The organism is Streptomyces sp. NPDC048389 (genome assembly GCF_040706335.1).
Classification (GTDB): domain Bacteria; phylum Actinomycetota; class Actinomycetes; order Streptomycetales; family Streptomycetaceae; genus Streptomyces.
This window is the reverse complement of record NZ_JBEZKP010000008.1, coordinates 70,197-89,948: the sequence shown is the minus strand read 5'-3', so window position 1 is coordinate 89,948 and position 19,752 is coordinate 70,197. Positions and strand designations below refer to the sequence as shown.

The window sequence follows — 19,752 nt, the reverse complement described above, 5'->3', positions numbered from 1 at the left end:
GACCGTCGCGGCCAGAGAACACGTCTGAGGAGACAGTGCTGTGACCGGGATCAAGACGACCGGCGAGAAGAAGCTGATGCTCTTCTCCGGCCGCGCCCACCCCGAGCTGGCCGAGGAGGTTGCGCACCGGTTGGGTGTCAACCTCGTCCCGACGAAGGCTTTCGACTTCGCCAACGGCGAGATCTACGTCCGGTTCCAGGAGTCCGCGCGGGGCGCGGACTGCTTCTTGATGCAGAGCCACACGGCTCCGATCAACAAGTGGATCATGGAGCAGCTGATCATGATCGACGCGCTGAAGCGGGCTTCCGCGCGGAGCATCACCGTGATCATCCCGTCGTACGGCTACGCCCGTCAGGACAAGAAGCACCGCGGCCGTGAGCCGATCTCGGCCCGTCTGATCGCGGACATGCTGAAGACGGCGGGTGCGCACCGCATCCTCACCGTCGACCTGCACACGGATCAGATCCAGGGCTTCTTCGACGGCCCGGTGGATCATCTGTCGGCGCTGCCGGTGCTGGCCGACTACGTGGGCGCCAAGGTGGACCGCGACAAGCTGACGATCGTCTCCCCGGACGCCGGGCGTGTGCGGGTGGCGGACCGCTGGTGCGACCGGCTGGACGCGCCGCTGGCGATCGTGCACAAGCGCCGTGACAAGGACGTCGCCAACCAGGTGACGGTGCACGAGGTCGTCGGTGAGGTCGAGGGCCGGGTGTGTGTCCTGGTCGACGACATGATCGACACGGGTGGCACGATCTGCGCCGCGGCGGACGCGCTGTTCGCGCACGGTGCGGAGGATGTGATCGTGACGGCGACGCACGGCATCCTGTCGGGTCCGGCCGCGGACCGGCTGAAGAATTCGAAGGTGAGCGAGTTCGTGCTGACGAACACGCTGCCGACGCCGGGTGAGCTGGAGCTCGACAAGATCAAGGTGCTGTCGATCGCGCCGACGATCGCCCGTGCGGTGCGTGAGGTGTTCGAGGACGGTTCGGTGACGAGCCTCTTCGAGGAGCAGGCGTAACGTTCCGGACAGGGCCGCCCCGCGTCGCGCGGGGCGGCCCTTTCTTGTGTCCGGCTTGTCTCCGGTCTTGTGTCCGGCCGCGGGCTCGGGGGTGCCTTGAGCCCCGCCCTGGCGCCGGGTGATCCATTTGGGGCGGCGGGGCGCGCTGGGTACACTGTGGAAGTTGCTCGGCGAGGGAGGCCGCACCCGGTGAGGTTGCGGCGGTCCGTTATCGACGCGCTCTTCGTAGCAGGCTGTCGTGGCCGGGTGACCGCCACCGGTTTTCTGTTCCATACGAGGAGTGCACATGTCCGAGGTGAAGCTCGCCGCCGAGCGCCGTTCCGAGTTCGGCAAGGGCGCCGCCCGCCGTATCCGCCGCGCCAGCAAGGTCCCCGCCGTTCTGTACGGTCACGGTGACGACCCGGTCCACCTGACGCTGCCGGGCCACGAGCTGCTGCTCGCCCTGCGTACGCCGAACGTCCTGATCGCCCTGGAGCTCGAGGGCACGAAGTCGCTGGCCATCCCGAAGGCCGTGCAGCGCGACCCGCTGAAGGGCTTCCTGGAGCACGTCGACCTGCTGGTCGTGCAGAGCGGCGAGAAGGTCAACGTCGAGATCCCGGTGCACACCGAGGGCGACCTCGCCCCGGGTGGGTTCCTGCTCGAGCACGTGATGAACGCCCTGCCGGTCGAGGCCGAGGCCACCCACATCCCCGAGTCCGTCTCGGTCTCCATCGAGGGCCTGTCGGCCGGTGACGCGGTCCTCGCGAAGGACATCACCCTGCCGGAAGGCACCACGCTGGCCGTCGAGGACGACGCGGTCGTCCTGCAGGTGCTGTCCTCGCAGGCGGAGGAGCCGGCCGCCGAGAGCGAGGGCGAGGGCTCCGAGGCCGCACAGGTCTGAGCCGTAAGCTCTGTGTGACCGGGGTGGCGGGCTGCGGCCCGCCACCCCGTCTTTCTGTTCGGGCCGGTGACGAGGAGACGCGGCGCAGATGTCGGACGTGAATGCCCCTTGGCTGGTCGCGGGGCTCGGCAATCCGGGGCCGGGGTACGCGGCCAACCGCCACAATGTCGGTTTCATGGTGGCCGACCTGCTGGCGGAGCGGATCGGCGGTTCGTTCAAGCGTGCGCAGAAGGCGCAGGCGCAGGTGCTGGAGGGCCGGATCGGTTCTCCGGGGCCGTCGAGCCGGCGGGTGGTACTCGTGAAGCCGATGTCGTACATGAATCTGTCGGGTGGTCCCGTGACGGCGCTGCGGGATTTCTACAAGGTGCCGACGGAGAACATCGTCGCCGTCCATGACGAGTTGGACATCGACTACGGGGTGCTGCGGCTGAAGCTGGGCGGCGGAGACAACGGGCACAACGGTCTGAAGTCGATGACGAAGGCGATGGGTCCGGACTACCACCGGGTGCGGTTCGGTATCGGTCGGCCGCCGGGGCGGATGCAGGTCGCGGACTTCGTGCTGAAGGACTTCTCGTCAGCGGAGCGCAAGGAGCTGGACTACTTCGTGGACCGGGCGGCGGACGCGGTGGAGGCTCTGGTGATCGACGGTCTGGAGCGGGCGCAGGGGACGTACAACTCCTGAGGTGTGCGGGGTCGGCGGGGTGGGCGGGCCCTGAGACTCCGGTCTCCTCAAGCCGATCGGAGTTGACCGCGCGTAGCCCTATGGCCAAGGATCGCGGGCCATGAAACGGAACTCCTCCGGCCGGATACTCGTCCTCGCGCGCAACGCGGCGATGGCGCTCGTCGCTCTTCTGCTGCTGGTCGCGGGCTTCTGGTCGTCGTGGAGCACCGCGCAGCACATTCTGCTCTCCAAAGGCCGGGAGCACGGCACGCTCGCCGTCTCCCGCTGCGCGGACGACGTCTGCACCGGCGCGTACACACCGCGGGCGCCGGCACCCGACCGCGCGAAGGTGACGATCCGGGAGTCGGTCGCGGTGAAGAAGGGCGCGACGCTGGACGTCGTGCTCAAGCCGGGTACCGCCGAGGCCGTACGTACGGGGCCGGCGGGCGGGCTGTACGCCTGGGTGCCGCTGGGCGGGGCGCTGCTGCTGGCGGCCCCGGTGCTCGGCGGCGGGCTGCGGCTTACGCGGGCCGCCTGGGGTGCGGCAGGCGCGGGCGGGGCGCTGCTGCTGGCGTCGTTCCTTGTGCTGTGAGCAGCCGGGGCCTGGTGGCGATGGCGGATTGACCTGATCGTTATCAGAACTATAGGGACGAAGAGTGCCCCTCGGTGCAGATGGGGAGGAAGAGAGCTTGACCGGGCCGTGAGTTCGCAAGATGCTGAGCCGCCACCTCCCACGGCTTCCTCTTGCTCCTCCGTCCCCGAGGTCACACATGCCCATTTCCAGGAACCGTTGGGCCGTCGCCGCGCCCGCCGTGGCTTCTCTGCTGCTCGCCGCGAGTGCCGCTCCCGCGTTCGCCACTGACGGCACCTCCAGCCCTGTGCTCCGTCAGGAGCTGCCGCGTACCGCGATGGACAAGGGCGCCCCGCAGCAGGGGTTCGGCAACTGCGCCGACATCCCGGCGGACAAGGACGGCTGGCACTTCGTACTGCCCGGCAACAAGGCGCACTTCGTCAAGCTGACGGCGACCTTCGAGCCCGGTGGCACGCAGGTACTCACCTCCTTCGGCCCGCCTTCCGACATGCACGCCTACGTGGCCTCGGAGCCGGGGGCGACGCTCACCTCCGTCACCGCCGAGATCGAGGGCAGCGTCCCGAAGAACAAGTTCAACCTCTCGCACACCTGCCCGGCCGGCGAGGGCACACCGGAAAACCCCGGCGACAAGCCGGGCGAGAAGCCGGGCGAGAAGCCTGGTGACAAGCCGGACGAGAAGCCGGACGAGCAGCCGGACGAGCAGCCCGGCGACAAGCCGGACGAGAAGCCCGGTGAGGACGACGACAAGCCGGACGAGAAGCCCGGTGAGGACGACGGCAGCACGCCGTCCACCCCGGCGGAGTCGGGCGACGCCACGGAGCCGGCGGCTTCCGAGAGCCCCGCGGCAGGCGCCTCCGGCGACCTGGCGGAGACCGGCAACGGCGCGCCGGTCGGCGTGCTCGCCGCGGTCGCTGCCGCGCTCGTCGCCGGTGGCGGCTACCTGCTGGCGCGGCGCCGTACGGCCCGTCAGCACTGACGTACCGATGAACGGCGGTGCCCCCCACCTTCAGTCCGGGTGGGGGGCACCGCCGTGTCGCCGTGGGTGTCAGCCGGTGTTGCGCAGACCGGCGGCGACTCCGTTGACGGTGAGCAGCAGGGCGCGGGACAGCAGGGGGTCCGGCTCCTCGCCGCGTGCGGCCGTGTCGCGCTGGCGCTTGAGCAGTGCGACCTGGAGGTAGGAGATCGGGTCCAGGTAGGCGTCGCGGATGGCGAACGTCTGCTGCAGCACCGGGTTGGAGCCGAGCAGTTCGTCGTTGCCGGTCACCTTCAGCACCTCGCTGACGGTGAGGGCGTGCTCGGCCTCGATCGTCTCGAAGACGTGCTTCAGGTGGTCGGGCACGAGGGTGTCGACGTAGTGCCGGGCGATCCGCAGGTCCGTCTTGGCCAGCGTCATCTCGACGTTGTCCAGGAAGTTGCGGAAGAAGTGCCACCGCTCGTGCATCTCGGTCAGGACGGTGTCGAGCCCCGCTTCGCGCAGTGCCTTGAGACCGGAGCCGACACCGAACCAGCCGGGCACGATCTGACGTGACTGCGTCCACCCGAAGACCCACGGGATGGCCCGCAGCCCGTCGAGGCCCGCACCGGAGTCGGGGCGGCGGGAGGGCCGCGAGCCGAGGTGGAGCTCGGCGAGCTGGTCGACGGGGGTGGCGGCGAAGAAGTACGCGGGCAGGTCCGGGTCCTCGACGAGCCTGCGGTAGGCGGCGTGGGCGGCGTCGGAGACGGTGTCCATGGCCGCGTCCCAGCGCGCGAGCGACTCGTCGGACTGGCGCGGCGCGGTGTGCAGGGCGGATGCCTGGAGCGTGGCGGCGACCGTCAGCTCGAGGTTCTCCCTGGCCAGGGACGGGATCAGATACTTGTCGGAGATGACCTCGCCCTGCTCGGTGACCTTGATCTCGCCCTCGAGGGTCCCCCAGGGCTGGGCGAGGATCGCGTCGTGCGAGGGGCCGCCGCCCCGGCCGACGGTTCCGCCGCGGCCGTGGAAGAGCCTCAGACGGACCCCGTAGCGGTGGGCGACGTCCCGCAGTCTGCGCTGGGCGCGGTGGATCTCCCACTGGCTGGTGGTGATGCCGCCGAACTTGGAGGAGTCGGAGTAGCCGAGCATGACCTCCTGGACGTCACCGCGGAGCGAGACGAGCCGGCGGTAGGAGGGGTCGGCGAGCATGTCGTCGAGGATGACGTCGGCGGCCCTGAGCTCGTCGGTGGTCTCCAGCAGCGGCACGATGCCGATCTTGGCCCAGCCGGCGTGCAGGTCGACCAGTCCGGCCTCGCGGGCGAGGACCGCGGCGGCGAAGACGTCGTCGGCGCCCTGGCACATCGAGATGATGTACGACTCGATGACCTCGGGCCCGAACCTTTCGAAGGCTTCCTTGACGGTGTGGAAGACCCCGAGGGTCTTCTCACCGGCGGCGTCCAGCGGGGCCGGGGTCGGGGCGAGCGGGCGGCGGGAGCGGAGCTCCTTGGCGAGCAGCTTCTGCCGGTACTCGCGCGGCATGTCGGCGTACCGCCAGGACTCCTCGCCGAGCCTGTCGAAGAGCTGGCCCAGGGCGTGGTGGTGGGCGTCGGCGTGCTCGCGTACGTCCATGGTGGCGAGCTGGAGCCCGAACGCGGACAGGGTGCGGATGACCCGGTCCATCCGGCCGTCGGCGAACAGGCCGCCGCGGTGTTCGCGCAGCGAGGTCTGGATGACGGTGAGGTCGGCGATGAGCTCGGCGGTGCCGAGGTAGTCGCGGCCTTCCTCGTGCGGGGTGCCCTTGGCGAGGCGTTCGCGGGTGTTGACCAGCTTCTGGCGGATGCAGGTGGCCTTGAGCCGGTAGGGCTCCTCGGCGTTGAGGCGCTTGTAGCGGGGGCTGATCTCGGGCAGCCGCTCCAGGTCGGTCTGGAGGGAGGCGAGCAGTTGCTCGGTGGCTCCGGCGTAGCGGATGGAGTTCGACAGCAGGCCGCGGAGGTAGTCGATGACCTCGATGGCGTCGGTGATGCCGTGCTCGTGCTGGAGGATCAGCACGTCCCAGGTGACGGCCGGGGTGACGTTCGGGTTGCCGTCCCGGTCGCCGCCGATCCAGGTGCCGAAGGTGAGCGGCCTGGTGCCCGGGGGAAGCTCGACGCCGACGCGCTCGAGTTCGGCGGCGAGGTCCTCCAGGACGTCGCCGACGGCGCCGGCGTGCAGCTCGTCGAGGTAGTAGATGGCGTTGCGGGCCTCGTCGGCGGGCTCCGGGCGGACGACGCGCAGTTCGTCGGTCTGCCAGATGAGGTCGATGTGCTCGGCGAGCCGCAGGTCGTGGCGGCGCCGGTCGGCCGCGATGCCCGGGTTCTCCAGCAGCTCGGCGATGCGGCGCAGCTTGTTGAGCACGGAGCGGCGGGCCGCCTCCGTGGGGTGGGCGGTGAAAACGGGCCGTACGTTCAGGTTCTTCACGGTCTCGCGCAGGTGCTGCGGGTCCGCGTCCTTGAGCCGGTCGGCGGTACGGGCCAGCAGGCCGCCCTCGGCGGCCCGCCTCTCGCGCATCTCGTGGCCGCGGTGCACCTGCTCGGTGACGTTGGCGAGGTGGAAGTAGGTGGAGAAGGCGCGGACCAGCTTGGCCGCGGTCTCCAGGTCGGTGTCGCCCAGCAGCTCTGCTGCGGCCTCACCGTCCGTGCGTGTCAGCGCCCGGACCCGCTCGACGAGGTCGAGGAGTTCGGGGCCCTCCTGGCGGACGAGGGTCTCGCCCAGAAGATCGCCCAGTCGGCGGATGTCGGCGCGCAGTTCTGCACTGGCGGTGGGTGTCTGGTCGGCACTGCTCACAGGTGCGGCTCCTTGCAGTGTTTGAGCACGTCTGGAGGGGTACTGGAGGCTTGCGGACCGCGCTGTCCGACGCACCCAGGATAGGTGTCCGTTTCCACGGCGTTGTCCGCAGGTCTCTTGCCGTGCCGCTCGGCGCTGTCATACTTACGTCGCCGTAGGTTACGGAACCGTAGCCGGGCGCCCGTCCCCTTCTCCCGACCCCAGGGAACCCACATGACCACAAGCCCCGATCTGCTGGACGATGCCCCGAAGAGCCCTGATCCGGCCACCCCCTACGCGACCAGAAGTGGTGACCGCAAGCGGTCGATCGAGCAGATCGCCCTGCTGCTGTTCATCACGGTCCCGTTCCTGGCCCTTCTCGCGGCCGTGCCGCTGGCCTGGGGATGGGGGGTGAGCTGGCTCGACCTCGGACTGCTCGTGGCGATGTACTACATCGGCTGCCACGGCATCACGATCGGTTTCCACCGCTACTTCACGCACGGTTCCTTCAAGGCCAAGCGGCCGCTGCGCATCGCACTGGCGATCATGGGCTCCCTCGCGGTCGAGGGGCCGCTGGTGCGCTGGGTGGCCGACCATCGCAAGCACCACAAGTACTCCGACGCGGAGGGCGACCCGCACTCGCCGTGGCGGTTCGGCGAGACGGTGCCGGCACTGATGAAGGGCCTGTGGTGGGCGCACATCGGATGGATGTTCGACGAGGAGCGGACGCCGCAGCACAAGTACGCGCCGGATCTGATCAAGGACCCGGCGCTCCACCGGATCTCGCGGGACTTCATCTACTGGACGGCGCTCTCGCTGGCGATCCCGCCGCTGGTCGGCGGCCTGGTGACCATGTCGTGGTGGGGCGCGTTCACGGCGTTCTTCTGGGGCTCGCTGGTCCGCGTGGCGCTGCTGCACCATGTGACCTGGTCGATCAACTCGATCTGCCACGCCGTGGGCAAGCGCCCCTTCAAGTCGCGCGACCGCTCGGGGAACGTGTGGTGGCTGGCGGTGCTGTCGTGCGGCGAGTCGTGGCACAACCTGCACCACGCCGACCCGACGAGCGCCCGGCACGGTGTGCTGCGCGGGCAGCTCGACTCCAGCGCGCGGCTGATCCGCTGGTTCGAGATGGCCGGCTGGGCGTACGACGTGCGCTGGCCGCAGCGGTCCCGTATCGACGCACGGCGCACCGGCTCCGAGGCCGGTGAAAGCCGCGGCGAGAGTGATGCCGCGAAGGCGGCATGATTGACATCGTGGCGAGTGACGGAAGTATCGGCAGGCCGGACAAGACCGGGACGCCCGGCAGCAGGCGGGTACGCCGCGTCCGCATGACCGGCGCCGAGCGTCGCGAGCAGCTGTTGGACATCGGCCGTGCGCTGTTCGCGGAGAAGGGCTTCGAGGGCACCTCCGTCGAGGAGATCGCGGCCAAGGCGGGGGTCTCCAAGCCTGTCGTGTACGAGCACTTCGGCGGCAAGGAGGGGCTCTACGCCGTCGTCGTGGACCGCGAGATGCGCCAACTCCTCGACATGGTGACGGGGGCGCTGACCGCCGGGCATCCACGGGAGCTGCTGGAGCAGGCGGCGTTCGCCCTGCTGGACTACATCGAGACGGACACGGACGGTTTCCGCATCCTGGTGCGCGATTCGCCGGTCGCCCAGTCGACGGGCACGTTCGCGTCCCTGATCAGTGACATCGCCACCCAGGTCGAGGACATCCTGGGCATGGAGTTCAAGAACCGGGGCTTCGATCCGGGGCTCGCCCCGCTGTACGCGCAGGCGCTGGTCGGCATGGTGGCCCTGACGGGCCAGTGGTGGCTGGACGCGCGCCGCCCCCCGAAGGCGGAGGTGGCGGCCCATCTGGTGAATCTGGCCTGGCACGGGCTCGACGGCCTGGAGCAGAAGCCGCGGCTCATAGGGCACCGCAAGAACTAGCGCTCCTGCCGGTACCCGGACACGCAAGGGCGCCCCGCGGGCCGCGGGGCGCCCTTCCGTCGCCACCGGTACGCCGTCACCGTGCGGCACCACCGGTGCGGCGTCACCGTGCGGCACCACCGGTACGCCGTCACCGCGCGGCACCACCGGTACGCCGTCACGACACCTTGCGGGCGACGGCGAAGATCCGCCGGAAGGGGAACACCGTGCCGTGCGGGCCGGGCGGATACGCCTTGCGGAGCAGGTCCCGGTACTGGCCGAGAAACTCCGCCCCGGCCGCCGGGTCGTCGGCGAGCTCGGTGAGCACGGGCCGCAGGGCAGTGCCCTTGACCCATTCCAGTACCGGGTCCTCGCCGCCGAGCAGCTGGAGATAGGTGGTCTCCCAGGCGTCGGCGTCGCAGCCGAGGTCGGCGAGGCGGACGAGGTAGTCGGCGGGCTCCAGTATGTGGACGTAGCGCCGGCCGTGGTCGCCGAGGCGGCCGCGCCACCGGGGGGTCTCGCACAGCTCGCCGAGGAGGGCGTGGCTGGGCGAGGTGAAGTTGCCCGGGACCTGGAAGGCGAGGGTGCCGCCGGGGACGAGTCCGTCGATCCAGACGGCGAAGGACTCGGGGTGGTTCGGCACCCATTGCAGGGCGGCGTTGGACACGATGAGGTCGTACGGCTCGTCCGGTGTCCAGTGCGCCGCGTCGGCGGGCCGGAAGTCGAGCAGGCCACCGCCCGCGGTGGTTCCGGCGTGGTCCTTCTCGGCCTGGGCGAGCATCTCCGGTGAGAGGTCGAAGCCGGTGATGTGGGCGTCGGGCCAGCGGTCGGCGAGCAGAGCGGTGACATTCCCGGGGCCGCAGCCGAGGTCGGCGATCCGGGCGGGGCGACTGCCCGAGGGCAGCGTGGGTATACGGGCGAGCATGTCGAGGAAGGGACGGGCGCGGTGCCCGGCATGGCGGAGGTACTGCTCTGGGTCCCAGGTGGGCGCGGTGTGCATGGTCAAGTCCCCCTCGCAGGAACGTCATTGGCCGAAACGGAACGGTGCTCCGGGCCGACCATGCCCAATAGTCCAGCAGACTATATCTTGACGTCAAGAGACTTCACATCGACAGACCCTCTACACTGATCGACATGGAGGACGAGGTCGATCGACTGGTCGGAGCATGGCGCCGTGAGCGCCCGGACCTCGACGTGGAACCGCTCGAGGTGCTCAGCCGCGTCTCCAGGCTCGCCCGCCATCTCGACCGTGCCCGCCGCATCGCCTTCTCCGAGCACCAGCTCGAGCCGTGGGAGTTCGACGTGCTCACCTCGCTGCGCCGCGCCGGGGCGCCGTACCAGCTCTCCCCCGGCCAGCTCCTCACCCAGACGCTGGTCACTTCCGGCACGATGACCAACCGCATCGACCGCCTGGCCAAGAAGAACCTGGTGGAGCGGCTGCCCGACCCCAGTGACCGGCGCGGGGTCCTGGTCCGGCTGACCCCCGAGGGCCGCGACCGGGCGGACCAGGCGCTGGCCGGGCTGCTCGCGCAGGAGCGCGCGATCCTCTCCGAGCTGTCCCGCGCCCAGCGCGCGGAGCTGGCCGCGCTGCTACGCCGGCTGACCGCCCCGTTCGACAACATCCCCGGTTAGATCGGCGGGCCCCACACCCGCCCGGCGGGCCAGGGCGACGGCGGCGAGGGTGGAATGGACGCCCAGCTTCCCCAGCACGTTCTGCATATGGGTCCGAACGGTGTGCGGGGACAGGAAGAGGCGCTCGGCGACGGCTTTGCGCCCCAGGCCCGCGACCATGCAGCGCAGCACCTCCTGCTCACGCGGCGTCAGCGACTCCACCAGCCGCTCGCTCTCCGTGCGGTGCTTGCGGGCCGTCGTCATCTCCCGCAACACGCCGGTGAGCAGGGCCGGCGCCAGATGCGTCTCGTCGCGCAGCACCCCGCGCACCACCGCGAGCAGGCGCTGCAGCGAGCAGTCCTTGGCCACCCAGCCGCAGGCACCGGCCTGCAGCGCGAGAGCCGCCCGGTGGGCGTCGTCCTTCTGGGCGAGCACCACCGAGCGCACCGCGGGCTGCACCGAGCGGACGCCCGCGACCAGCGAGATGCCGTCGACCACGCCGTCCGCCACGCCGTCGGCCACCGCGCGGGCGACCGCGAAGGACGCGGGCGCGGGCACCGCGGCGGCGGCCCCCAGGTCGGCGTCGACGAGCATCACGTCGAATCTGCGGCCCTCTGCCGCGGCACGCTCGAGGCAGCGCAGCGCGGCAGGGCCGCTGCCGGCCGCGGCGACCTCGACATCGGGCTCCGCCGTGAGGGCCGCGGCGAGCGATTCGGCGAAGATCCGGTGGTCGTCGACGACCAGGACCCGGATACGGACCACAAAGCACCCCCAGTCTCGGAGGCAGACCGGCACGGGCACGCCGCCCGGGAGACGGAGGATCCAGCACCGGCCGCCGCCGTGCTGTGACTGATACCCCCGCCCCGGGCGCCGTACCCGGCTGTTTCGCCCCCTGATCAACACCGGCCCCCACCGGTGCCGAGGTTCAGCGTACGGACGCGGGGCGGCGTCGGAAGGCGATTTGCAGAACTGATCGGCCGACGTGTTCACGGTGTGGCCCCTGTGCCTGCCGGGGCGTGAGCGGCGTCTCAGGACAGGCGGCGCGCCCCCTGGGAGGGGGTCGCGGTGAAGACGCGCGGCGCCCGGAACGAGGACGCCTCGAACGCCGCCGTGACCGACTTGGTCACGGTCGGCGACGCGGACGTCTCCGTCAGCACGATCGCCGAGCCGCCGAAGCCGCCGCCCGTCATCCGCGCCCCCAGCGCGCCGGCCGCCAGCGCCGTGTCGACGACGAGGTCCAGCTCCGGGCAGGAGATCGCGAAGTCGTCCCGCAGGGAGGCGTGCCCCTCGGTCAGTACGGGGCCGATCGCCCGGACCTCGCCCGCCTCCAGATGGTCGATCACCCGCTCGACCCGGTGGTTCTCCGTCACGATGTGCCGCACCAGGGGCCGCACCCCGGGGTCGTCGATCCGGGCGAGGGCCTCGTCCAGCGCGTCGTACGGCACGTCCCGCAGCGCGTCCACGCCGAGCACCGCCGCACCCGCCTCGCAGCCCGCGCGCCGCTTGCCGTACTCGCCGTCGCTGTGGGCGTGCTTGACGCGGGTGTCGACGACGAGGAGTTCGAGGCCGTGGGCGGCCAGGTCGAAGGGGATCTGCCGCTGGGAGAGGTCACGGGTGTCCAGGTGCAGGGCGTGGCCTTCGGTGCAGCAGGCGGCGGCCGTCTGGTCCATGATCCCGGTCGGGGCGCCGACGTAGACGTTCTCCGCCCGCTGGCACAGGCGGGCCGTACGCCACCGCTCCAGCCCCAGTCCGTACAGGTCGTTGAAGGCGAGGGCGGTGACGACCTCGATCGCCGCGGACGAGGAGAGGCCGGCGCCGGTGGGCACGGTCGACTCGTAGTGGATGTCCGCGCCGCCGACCGCGTGGCCCGCGTCGCGCAGCGCCCAGACCACGCCCGCCGGGTAGTCGGTCCAGCCGCCGGGGCCACCGGGGGCGAGATCGTCGACGCGCAGTTCGACCGGGTCGCCGTCCATGTCCGCGGAGGACAGCCGCAGGACGCCGTCGTCGCGCCGGGCGACGGTCGCCACCGTGGTGTGCGGCAGCGCGAAGGGCATCACGAAACCGTCGTTGTAGTCGGTGTGTTCACCGATCAGATTCACCCTGCCGGGTGCCGCCCACACACCCTCGCCCGTGAAGCTCATGAACCGTTCTCCCTCCTGCGGGCGAATGCCCAGGCGTCCGACACGATGCCGGCCAGGTCGGCGCGGCTCGGCTTCCAGCCCAGGCGCTCCCGGGCCGTGGCCGCGGAGGCGACCAGTACGGCGGGGTCGCCGCCCCGGCGTTCCGCGACCACCTCGGGCACCGGGTGGCCGGTGACCTCACGGACCGTCTGGACGACCTCGCGCACCGAGAAGCCGTTGCCGTTGCCGAGGTTGCAGATCAGGTGCTCCCCCGCGGTCGCCGCCTCCAGCGCGAGGAGATGGGCCTCCGCCAGGTCGGCGACGTGGATGTAGTCGCGCACGCAGGTGCCGTCCGGCGTCGGGTAGTCGTCGCCGTAGACGGAGATCGACTCGCGCCGGCCGAGAGCGACCTGGAGGACCAGGGGAATGAGGTGCGACTCGGGGTCGTGGCGCTCGCCGCATTCGCCGTAGGCGCCCGCGACGTTGAAGTAGCGCAGGGAGACCGCCGCGAGCCCGTGGGCCGCCGCCTCGCCGGAGATCATGTGGTCGACGGCGAGCTTGGAGGCGCCGTAGGGGCTGGTGGGCGCGGTGGGGTCCAACTCCGTGATGGGGGTGGAGACGGGCTCGCCGTAAGTGGCCGCGGTGGAGGAGAAGACCAGCGTGCGCACACCGGCGGAGCGCATGGCGGCGAGCAGCTCCATGGTGCCGCCGACGTTGTTCGCCCAGTACTTCTCCGGCTTCGCGACCGACTCGCCGACCTGCGAGAAGGCCGCGAAGTGCAGCACCCCGTCGTACGAGGCGTCCAGCCACTCGGCGGCGTCCTGGACACGGCCCTCGACGAACTCGGCGCCCGCCGGGACTCCTTCGCGGAAACCGGTGGAGAGGTCGTCCAGGACGGTCACCCGGTGTCCGGCCTCCAGCAGATGCTGCGCCACCACACTGCCGACATATCCCGCACCGCCGGTGACCAGGTACTTGTCGCTCACTTAGCTCGCTACCTCTCGCAGTCGCCGCGCCGCGGCCTCCGGCGGCACGTCGTTGATGAACACGCTCATACCGGATTCGGAACCCGCGAGGAACTTCAGCTTGCCGGAAGTGCGGCGGATGGTGAAAAGCTCGAGATGGAGGCCGAAGGCGTCCCTGCCCTCGGCGCGGAACGGCGCCTGGTGCCAGGCGGCGATGTAGGGCGTGGGCGGTTCGCCGGGGCCGAAGATCCGGTCGAAGCGCCGGAGCAGCTCCAGATAGACCCGCGGGAACTCCGCGCGCGCCGCGTCGTCGAGCGCCCTCAGGTCCGCGACCCGCCGCCGGGGGTGGAGGTGCACCTCGTACGGCCAGTGCGCCGCGTACGGCACGAAGGCGATCCAGTGCTCGCCCTCCAGGACCACCCGCACGCCGTCCTCGCGCTCGCGGGCGACGACGTCGTCGAAGAGGTTGCGGCCGGTCTGCTCGTGGTGGGAGGCGAGGGAGCGGAGCATCAGCTCGGTGCGCGGGGTCACGAACGGGTAGCCGTAGATCTGCCCGTGCGGGTGGCCGAGGGTGACGCCTATCTCCGCGCCGCGGTTCTCGAAGCAGAAGACCTGCTCGACCTGGGGCAGTTCGGCGAGGTCCGCCGTGCGGTCCGTCCACGCGTCGAGGACCAGACCGGCCTGCTCCTCGGTGAGGTCGGCGAAGGACGCGTCGTGGCCGGAGGTGAAGCAGACGACCTCGCAGCGGCCCGCGTCGCCGGCGAGGGAGGGGAAGCGGTTCTCGAAGACGGCGACATCGTAGTCGGCGGCCGGGACTTCGCTGAGACGGCCGTCGCGCGAGGGGCAGAGGGGGCACTCGTCGGCCGGCGGGTGGTAGGTGCGGGCCTGGCGGTGCGAGGCGATCGCGACGGAGTCGCCGAGCAGCGGGTCACGCCTGATCTCGGCGGTGGTGGCGACGGTGTCGAGGGGGCGGCGGTCCACCGTGGCACGCACGGCGTCGTCACGCGAGTCGTAGTAGATCAGCTCACGGCCGTCGGCGAGGCTGATCGACGTCTTCTTCACACGGAGCTCCCTCAACCACTCCCAATCCAACAGAATCGAACACAAGAAAGCATAACTCAACAGCCCGAGTCAATGTGAGAGCCGCGGAACCGCCGCTACGCCGGACCGGCCCGCCGCGTCCGGTACGCCGCCCGGTCCAGCAGACCGGTCCGGGCGGCAAGCGCCGCCGCCTCCAGCCGGGAGCCCACTCCCAGCTTCATCAGCACGCGCTGTACATGCGTACGGGCGGTGCTCGGCGCGATCCCCATACCCACGGCGATCAGCCGGGTGTCCTCGCCCTCCGCGACCCGCACCAGCACCTCGACCTCGCGCGGCGTCAGCAGGCGCAGCAGCCGCCGACCCTCGTCGTCCGGCTGGGCGGCCGGGTTGAGCAGCTCCGCGAACGCGCCCTGCAACAGCTGCGGCGCCACAGCCGCCTCGCCCGCCCGCGCCTTCACCAGCGCCCGCTCGACCCCTTCGATGCGCTCGTCGTGCCGCACATAGCCGGACGCGCCGGCGGCGAACGCCGCGGCTATCCCGCGGGGACTCGGCACCGGGCCGAGCACCACCACCGCCACCTGCGGCCGCTCCCGCTTGATCCGTACGACCGGGTCGAACACACCCGGCTCCGCGGGCGCCGCCGTGCCCAGCAGGCACACCTCGGGCGCTCTGGCGATCACCAGCTCGGCCGCTCCGGCCGCGGGCGCCGCCGCCGCGAGCACCCGGTGCCCGCGCAGTTTCAGCGCGGAGGCGAGCGCCTCCGCGAGCAGTCTGTGGTCGTCGACCACCATGAGCCGCACGCCCATTGACCCATCCCCGTCCCGCTGGACCCGGCCCCCCGGCCCTCCCCGCTACCGTCAGTCCCGGCAAGTTACACGCTTGTTCGACGGTGCGCGCCCCTATCTCCGCAGAAGCCCCCCAGAATGCCGAATTCCTCACCAAACAGGTTCACTTGCTGTACTCATGGGGCGAACGTGCTGTACGGCGAGGGGGCGAGCGACCACGACGCGGCACGGGGACGGGGACACGACATCGGCCTGGCACGGAGAACGACACCGGCCCCGGCACGGGGACGGGGACGGGGACGGGGACACGACACCGGCACGGGGGCACGGCAACGGCCCGGCACGGGGCACGGAAACGGCCCGGCCCCTCGCCGAAGCGATGGACCGGGCCGCGGTGCGGTGTGTGCTGCCGGCGGGCTCTCAGCCCTTGGGGCCGAAGGAGATCGCCAGGTACTTCGACGAGCTGCTGCCGCTGGGATCGCTCAGGGTGTCGTCCGCGATGAACAGGCGCCCGTTCCTGAAGCGGTACTCGGAGCCGGTCTCGACGAAGCTCGTCTCCGCGTCCCGCACCGTCTTGTCGGCCGGATTCACCAGCAGGACGGTCTCCTTGAGCGTGGTGCCGTTGATGCTGACGACCTGGCCACCCTTGTCGTACGGGGGCCACTTGTAGGCGATCACGTTGCCGCCGTCCATGCGCAGCGGCAGCGAGTGGTAGCCCTCCCCGGCGTCCGCACGGCCGCTGACCGCCTTTCCGGTGGCGAGGTCGAAGGCGACGATCTCGTTGGTCCGCGAGTACGACTCACCCGTCCCCTCGTGCTCCTCCGTCGGCAGGTAGAGCCGGTCGTTGCCGACGACCACGAACTGGCACCCCTCGACACCGTCGCTGGCCGGGCACCTCGCGAGGTACTTGTCGCCCGGCGCGGCGATCCTGGCCCGCAGCTTCCCGGTCTTGCCGTCGATCGAGAAGAAGTCCGAGATGCCGAACATCCCCGTGTCACCGACGTCGGCCGCGACGACCAGCGGATCGGAGGAGACGACCCGTGCGTCCTTGACGCCCGCGGGCATCTTGTACGAGGAAAGCGGGGTGCCGTCCTCGGGGCTGAGCGCCTGGATGACGACCTGCGGGTCGTTGTACGAACCGCATTGGCGCACCGCGATGAGCGCCTTGCCGCCGCCGTAGCCGATGTCCTTGCACTGCTCGGCGTCGACGGTGGGCTTCCAGCGGACGGCGCCGTTGGCCAGGTCGAAGGCGGCGCTGCCGCCGAGGTAGCCCGCGGCCACCGTGTTGCCGCTGATGGTGACCTGGTCGAAGCGGGCCTTGCCGTCACCGCTCGAGCCGCCGGTGACGGACTTGCTCCACAGCAGCTTGCCGGTGGTCAGGTCGACGACACCGACCTCGGAGCACCGCGGATAGCCCTTGTCGCTCTTGGTCCGCTTCTTCTCCTCGAAGACGACCGCCGTCTTGTCGTCGTCCGTCACCTGTCGCGAGGCGGCACAGACCTGACCGGGCATCGGCAGGCTCCAGAGCTTCGAACCCTTGGCGACGTCGTACGCGTCGATCGAGTTCACACCCGTCTTGACGTACGCCTTGTCGGTGACCCAGGAGCCGGGCACGCCGGTCACGTCGAGGCGCGGCGGGAGCGGCAGCTGGAAGGAGACCTTGGAGGCGGGGTCGGCCGGGGCCTTCTCCGTGCCCGGGCCGTCGGGGGCGGCCTGCTCCTCGCCCTTGCCGTCCTTGTCGCCGTCCTCGCCGCCCGTGCCGTCCGAGCTGTTCTTGGCCTGGTCCTGCTTGCCGCCGTCGTCCTTGGTCGTGGAGTACCAGAAGCCCCCGCCGATGATCAGGACGATGGCGAGGCACGCGGCGACGACGATCTGCAGCTGCGTCTTGTTCAGGAACCCGCCGCCGCCCTCCGGACGGGCCGGCTGCGCCTGCATCGGCCGGGTCGGCGCACCGTAGGCCGGCTGGCCGGGTGCGCCCTGCTGCGGGTATCCGTAGGGCGCACCCGCAGGCGGGGCCTGCGGGTGCGTCTGCGGGTAGCCGTAGCCGGGCTCGGCCGGCGGCGGGTCCTGCGGGGGCGTCTGGGGGTAGCCCGGGGGCCGGCTCTGCGGTGGCGGCGGAGTGCCGTACCCGCCGGCCGGCTGCTGCGGCTGCTGCGGCTGCTCCTTCGAGAGCCCGAAGCCGCCCGGAGGCTGATCCTGCGGCTGCCCCGGCGGCTGGTTCGGCGGCGGGCCGGGAGATTGGTTCGGCGGCTGATTGGGCGGCGGGCCGGGAGGTTGGTTCGGTGGTGGCGGCGGCTGCGTCATGGCGTGGTTACCCCTGGAGAGCGGAAGGCGGGTCCTGCGGAGGCGAAGGAGGCGGTCACTGACCGAAGCCCATCATGGTCTTCTTCTCCTTCTCCTCCTTGTCGTTGGCGGCGCTCACGCGACCGCTGGCGATGAAGAACCGCCCCTCGGCGAACGCCATCTGCGGCGAGTAGAAGGAGTTCTCGATCTGCGCGGTCGAGGCCGGGTGCTGGAGCAGCGTCTTCGGCGCCCCGCCGGTCGGTTCGACGACGGCCACACCGCCGCCCGTGTCGTACGACGGCTGCATGTAGACGAGGACCTTGCCGCCCTCCATGCGCAGCGGGGTCATCTTGCGCTCACCACCCGCGGGCGCGCGCCATGCCTCCTTGCCGGAGTCGAGGTCGAAGGCGACGAGCTCGTTGGCCTTGCCGTACTCGGTCTCCGTGGCCATGTAGAAGTGCTTCGCGTCGGCGGCGACACCCGTGCAGCCCTCGAGGTTCGACCCGAAGACCACGAAGGCCCCGCCGCAGCGCGGCTGGAACTTGTCGTTCTTGCCGCCCGAGATCTGCGAACGCAGCTTGCCGTTGTCGGTCAGCGCGATGATCGACCACTTCTTCTCCGGCTTGCGCTGGGTGATGGAGACGACCAGCGGGCTGACCGAGTAGACCTTGCTGACCTCCCAGCCCTCCGGCGTGCTGTACGTCCACTGGGGCTTGCCGGTGGACGGGTCGATCTGCTGGATCTGGTGCTTGGGCTTGTCCGGGTCGGAGTCGCAGCGGGCACCGGCGATCAGCTTGGGTCCCCCGGCGAACGCGTACGGCTTGCAGCCGCTCGTGGGCTTGCCGAAGAGCTGCTTGCCACTGGCCAGGTCGAAGCCGTACGAGTTGCTGCCGCCGCCCACCGCGAGGGTCTTGCCGGAGATGGACAGGGTGTAGTCGGCGAGCGAGGCGAAGAGGCCGGAAGGCTTGGGGATCGGCTTCTTCCAGCCCGCCTTGCCCGCCTTCGTGTCGATCATCTGAAGGTCGTTGCACTTGGCCTTGTCGGTGAGACCGTCCATCACACCGACGACGATCTTGCCGTCGGCGGAGGACTGCACCGTCGCCGAGCACACCTCCGCAGGGAGCGAAACACTCCACTTCTTGCTGCCGTCGGCCACCGAGTAGCCGGCCACTTCCCGGTACATGGCCTTGACGACCGTGTCGCCGGTCACCCACGGGCCGAAGACGTCGGCGCCGCCGCGGGGCAGGTCGGTGTCGTTCTTCGTCAGGAAGAGGACCTTGGCCTCGCCGTCCTTGCGCCCGGCGTTGAGGTCGTCGTCGCCCTCGCGGCCGGTGCCCTCGCCGTCGCCCTGGTCGACGGAGGCGGAGCCGGTGGGCTTCGGGTCGTCGCTGGACTTGCTGACGCTCGGCTTGTCGTCCTTCTTGTCGTCGCCGCTCAGTGCGTACCAGGTGCCGCCGCCGACGACGAGCAGCGCCGCGGCCGACGCCGCCACGACGATCCCCGTCCTGCCCTTGAAGAAACCGCCCGCGCCACCGCCCCCGGGGGCCGGCGCGCCCGGATACTGCGGCTGCGCCGGGTAACCCCCATAGGGGCCGGGCTGGTTGTACGGGCCGGCCGGCTGGCTGTACGGCCCGGGCGCCTGGCTGTACGGGCCCGGCTGGCCCGGAGGCTGCTGGGGATAGCCGTAACCGGGCTGGGCCGGAGGCTGCTGCGGGTAGCCGTAGCCGGGGGCCGGAGGCTGCTGGGGGTCCCCGTAGCCGGGTGCTGGGGCGCCGGGGGGTGCCTCCGGCGGCGGCGTCTGCGGCGGGCCCTGCGGGGCGGGCGGCATCTGCGGCGGCTGGGCGGGCTGCTGGGGCTGCTGCGGAGTCCCCTGCTGAGGATCCTGTGGGGCTCCGAAGCCTCCCTGCGGGGGCTGGTTCGGCGGCTGCGTCATGGCGTACTACCTCATGGGTGGGAGATGCGAGTGGGAGTCTTGGGGTGTCCGGATGCCCCGGACCGCGTTCATCCGCCGGACGTCCGGTTCCGCGGCGGGCACGGCGGCTGCGGGTACCCCCGCCGGACGGCGTGCGGATACGCGGGCGGCTGCGGGACGGCGTGCGGCTGCGGGTACCCCCGCCGGACGGCGTGCGGAT

17 protein-coding genes are annotated in these 19,752 nt (G+C 71.0%); 8 read left to right on the top strand and 9 right to left on the bottom strand.

Annotation, left to right across the window (positions count from 1 at the left end):
* The first annotated feature begins 40 nt into the window (after nt 1-40).
* From AB0903_RS08720 to AB0903_RS08700, 5 genes are all read left to right on the top strand, one after another.
* Nucleotides 41-1,018 carry a ribose-phosphate diphosphokinase gene (locus tag AB0903_RS08720; RefSeq protein ID WP_366700405.1) on the top strand — a complete coding sequence of 326 codons (978 nt, stop codon included), beginning with the start codon at nt 41-43 and terminating at the stop codon, nt 1,016-1,018.
* Nucleotides 1,019-1,304: 286 nt separating this feature from the next.
* Entirely contained in the window at nt 1,305-1,898 is a 594-nt protein-coding gene (locus AB0903_RS08715; RefSeq protein ID WP_366700403.1) for a 50S ribosomal protein L25/general stress protein Ctc, read from the top strand.
* Nucleotides 1,899-1,986: 88 nt separating this feature from the next.
* Nucleotides 1,987-2,580: an aminoacyl-tRNA hydrolase gene (gene pth, locus AB0903_RS08710; RefSeq protein WP_366700401.1), complete on the top strand. Its 594-nt coding sequence runs from the start codon at nt 1,987-1,989 to the stop codon at nt 2,578-2,580.
* Nucleotides 2,581-2,680: 100 nt separating this feature from the next.
* Entirely contained in the window at nt 2,681-3,151 is a 471-nt protein-coding gene (locus tag AB0903_RS08705) for a hypothetical protein (protein WP_366700399.1), read from the top strand.
* Nucleotides 3,152-3,329: 178 nt separating this feature from the next.
* The gene (locus AB0903_RS08700; RefSeq protein WP_366700397.1) at nt 3,330-4,127 is read left to right on the top strand and encodes an LPXTG cell wall anchor domain-containing protein; all 798 of its coding nucleotides are present in this window, start codon (nt 3,330-3,332) and stop codon (nt 4,125-4,127) included.
* Nucleotides 4,128-4,196: 69 nt separating this feature from the next.
* On the opposite strand, the gene ppc is transcribed toward AB0903_RS08700, so the two are convergent.
* On the bottom strand, nt 4,197-6,926 hold the full coding sequence (gene ppc, locus AB0903_RS08695) for a phosphoenolpyruvate carboxylase (RefSeq protein ID WP_366700396.1): 2,730 nt from the start codon (nt 6,924-6,926) through the stop codon (nt 4,197-4,199).
* Nucleotides 6,927-7,139: 213 nt separating this feature from the next.
* On the opposite strand from ppc, the gene AB0903_RS08690 reads away from it, so the two are divergent.
* On the top strand, nt 7,140-8,150 hold the full coding sequence (locus AB0903_RS08690) for a fatty acid desaturase (protein WP_366700394.1): 1,011 nt from the start codon (nt 7,140-7,142) through the stop codon (nt 8,148-8,150).
* The gene (locus tag AB0903_RS08685) at nt 8,147-8,836 is read left to right on the top strand and encodes a TetR/AcrR family transcriptional regulator (protein ID WP_366700392.1); all 690 of its coding nucleotides are present in this window, start codon (nt 8,147-8,149) and stop codon (nt 8,834-8,836) included. Before AB0903_RS08690 ends, AB0903_RS08685 begins: the two co-directional genes overlap by 4 nt.
* A gap of 157 nt (nt 8,837-8,993) precedes the next feature.
* Here the strand turns inward: AB0903_RS08685 and AB0903_RS08680 are convergent, their stop codons facing one another.
* Nucleotides 8,994-9,815 (bottom strand): trans-aconitate 2-methyltransferase, encoded by an 822-nt coding sequence (locus tag AB0903_RS08680; protein WP_366700390.1) that lies wholly within the window; start codon nt 9,813-9,815, stop codon nt 8,994-8,996.
* Nucleotides 9,816-9,949: 134 nt separating this feature from the next.
* Here AB0903_RS08680 and AB0903_RS08675 point away from each other — a divergent pair, with 134 nt between their 5' ends.
* Nucleotides 9,950-10,447, top strand: coding sequence for a MarR family transcriptional regulator (locus AB0903_RS08675; RefSeq protein WP_366700388.1), 498 nt, complete (start codon nt 9,950-9,952; stop codon nt 10,445-10,447).
* On the opposite strand, the gene AB0903_RS08670 is transcribed toward AB0903_RS08675, so the two are convergent.
* The 7 genes from AB0903_RS08670 to AB0903_RS08640 all read right to left on the bottom strand — a co-directional run bounded on the left by AB0903_RS08670 (nt 10,406) and on the right by AB0903_RS08640 (nt 19,553).
* Nucleotides 10,406-11,188 (bottom strand): response regulator transcription factor, encoded by a 783-nt coding sequence (locus tag AB0903_RS08670; RefSeq protein WP_366700386.1) that lies wholly within the window; start codon nt 11,186-11,188, stop codon nt 10,406-10,408. The two genes, AB0903_RS08675 and AB0903_RS08670, sit on opposite strands and share 42 nt — an antisense overlap.
* A 266-nt stretch (nt 11,189-11,454) precedes the next feature.
* Nucleotides 11,455-12,567 carry a galactokinase gene (gene galK, locus AB0903_RS08665; RefSeq protein ID WP_366700384.1) on the bottom strand — a complete coding sequence of 371 codons (1,113 nt, stop codon included), beginning with the start codon at nt 12,565-12,567 and terminating at the stop codon, nt 11,455-11,457.
* Nucleotides 12,564-13,532 (bottom strand): UDP-glucose 4-epimerase GalE, encoded by a 969-nt coding sequence (gene galE, locus AB0903_RS08660; protein WP_366700382.1) that lies wholly within the window; start codon nt 13,530-13,532, stop codon nt 12,564-12,566. The genes galK and galE overlap by 4 nt, the downstream gene beginning before the upstream one ends.
* Complete coding sequence (gene galT / locus AB0903_RS08655) at nt 13,533-14,573, bottom strand: galactose-1-phosphate uridylyltransferase (protein WP_366700380.1); 1,041 nt, start codon at nt 14,571-14,573, stop codon at nt 13,533-13,535. It lies immediately after the preceding gene.
* A gap of 95 nt (nt 14,574-14,668) precedes the next feature.
* Nucleotides 14,669-15,358 (bottom strand): LuxR C-terminal-related transcriptional regulator, encoded by a 690-nt coding sequence (locus AB0903_RS08650; protein WP_366700378.1) that lies wholly within the window; start codon nt 15,356-15,358, stop codon nt 14,669-14,671.
* A gap of 399 nt (nt 15,359-15,757) precedes the next feature.
* Nucleotides 15,758-17,641, bottom strand: coding sequence for a PQQ-binding-like beta-propeller repeat protein (locus AB0903_RS08645; RefSeq protein ID WP_366700376.1), 1,884 nt, complete (start codon nt 17,639-17,641; stop codon nt 15,758-15,760).
* Nucleotides 17,642-17,696: 55 nt separating this feature from the next.
* Nucleotides 17,697-19,553, bottom strand: a complete 1,857-nt coding sequence (locus AB0903_RS08640; protein ID WP_366700374.1) for a PQQ-binding-like beta-propeller repeat protein — start codon at nt 19,551-19,553, stop codon at nt 17,697-17,699.
* Between the last annotated feature and the right edge of the window lie 199 nt (nt 19,554-19,752).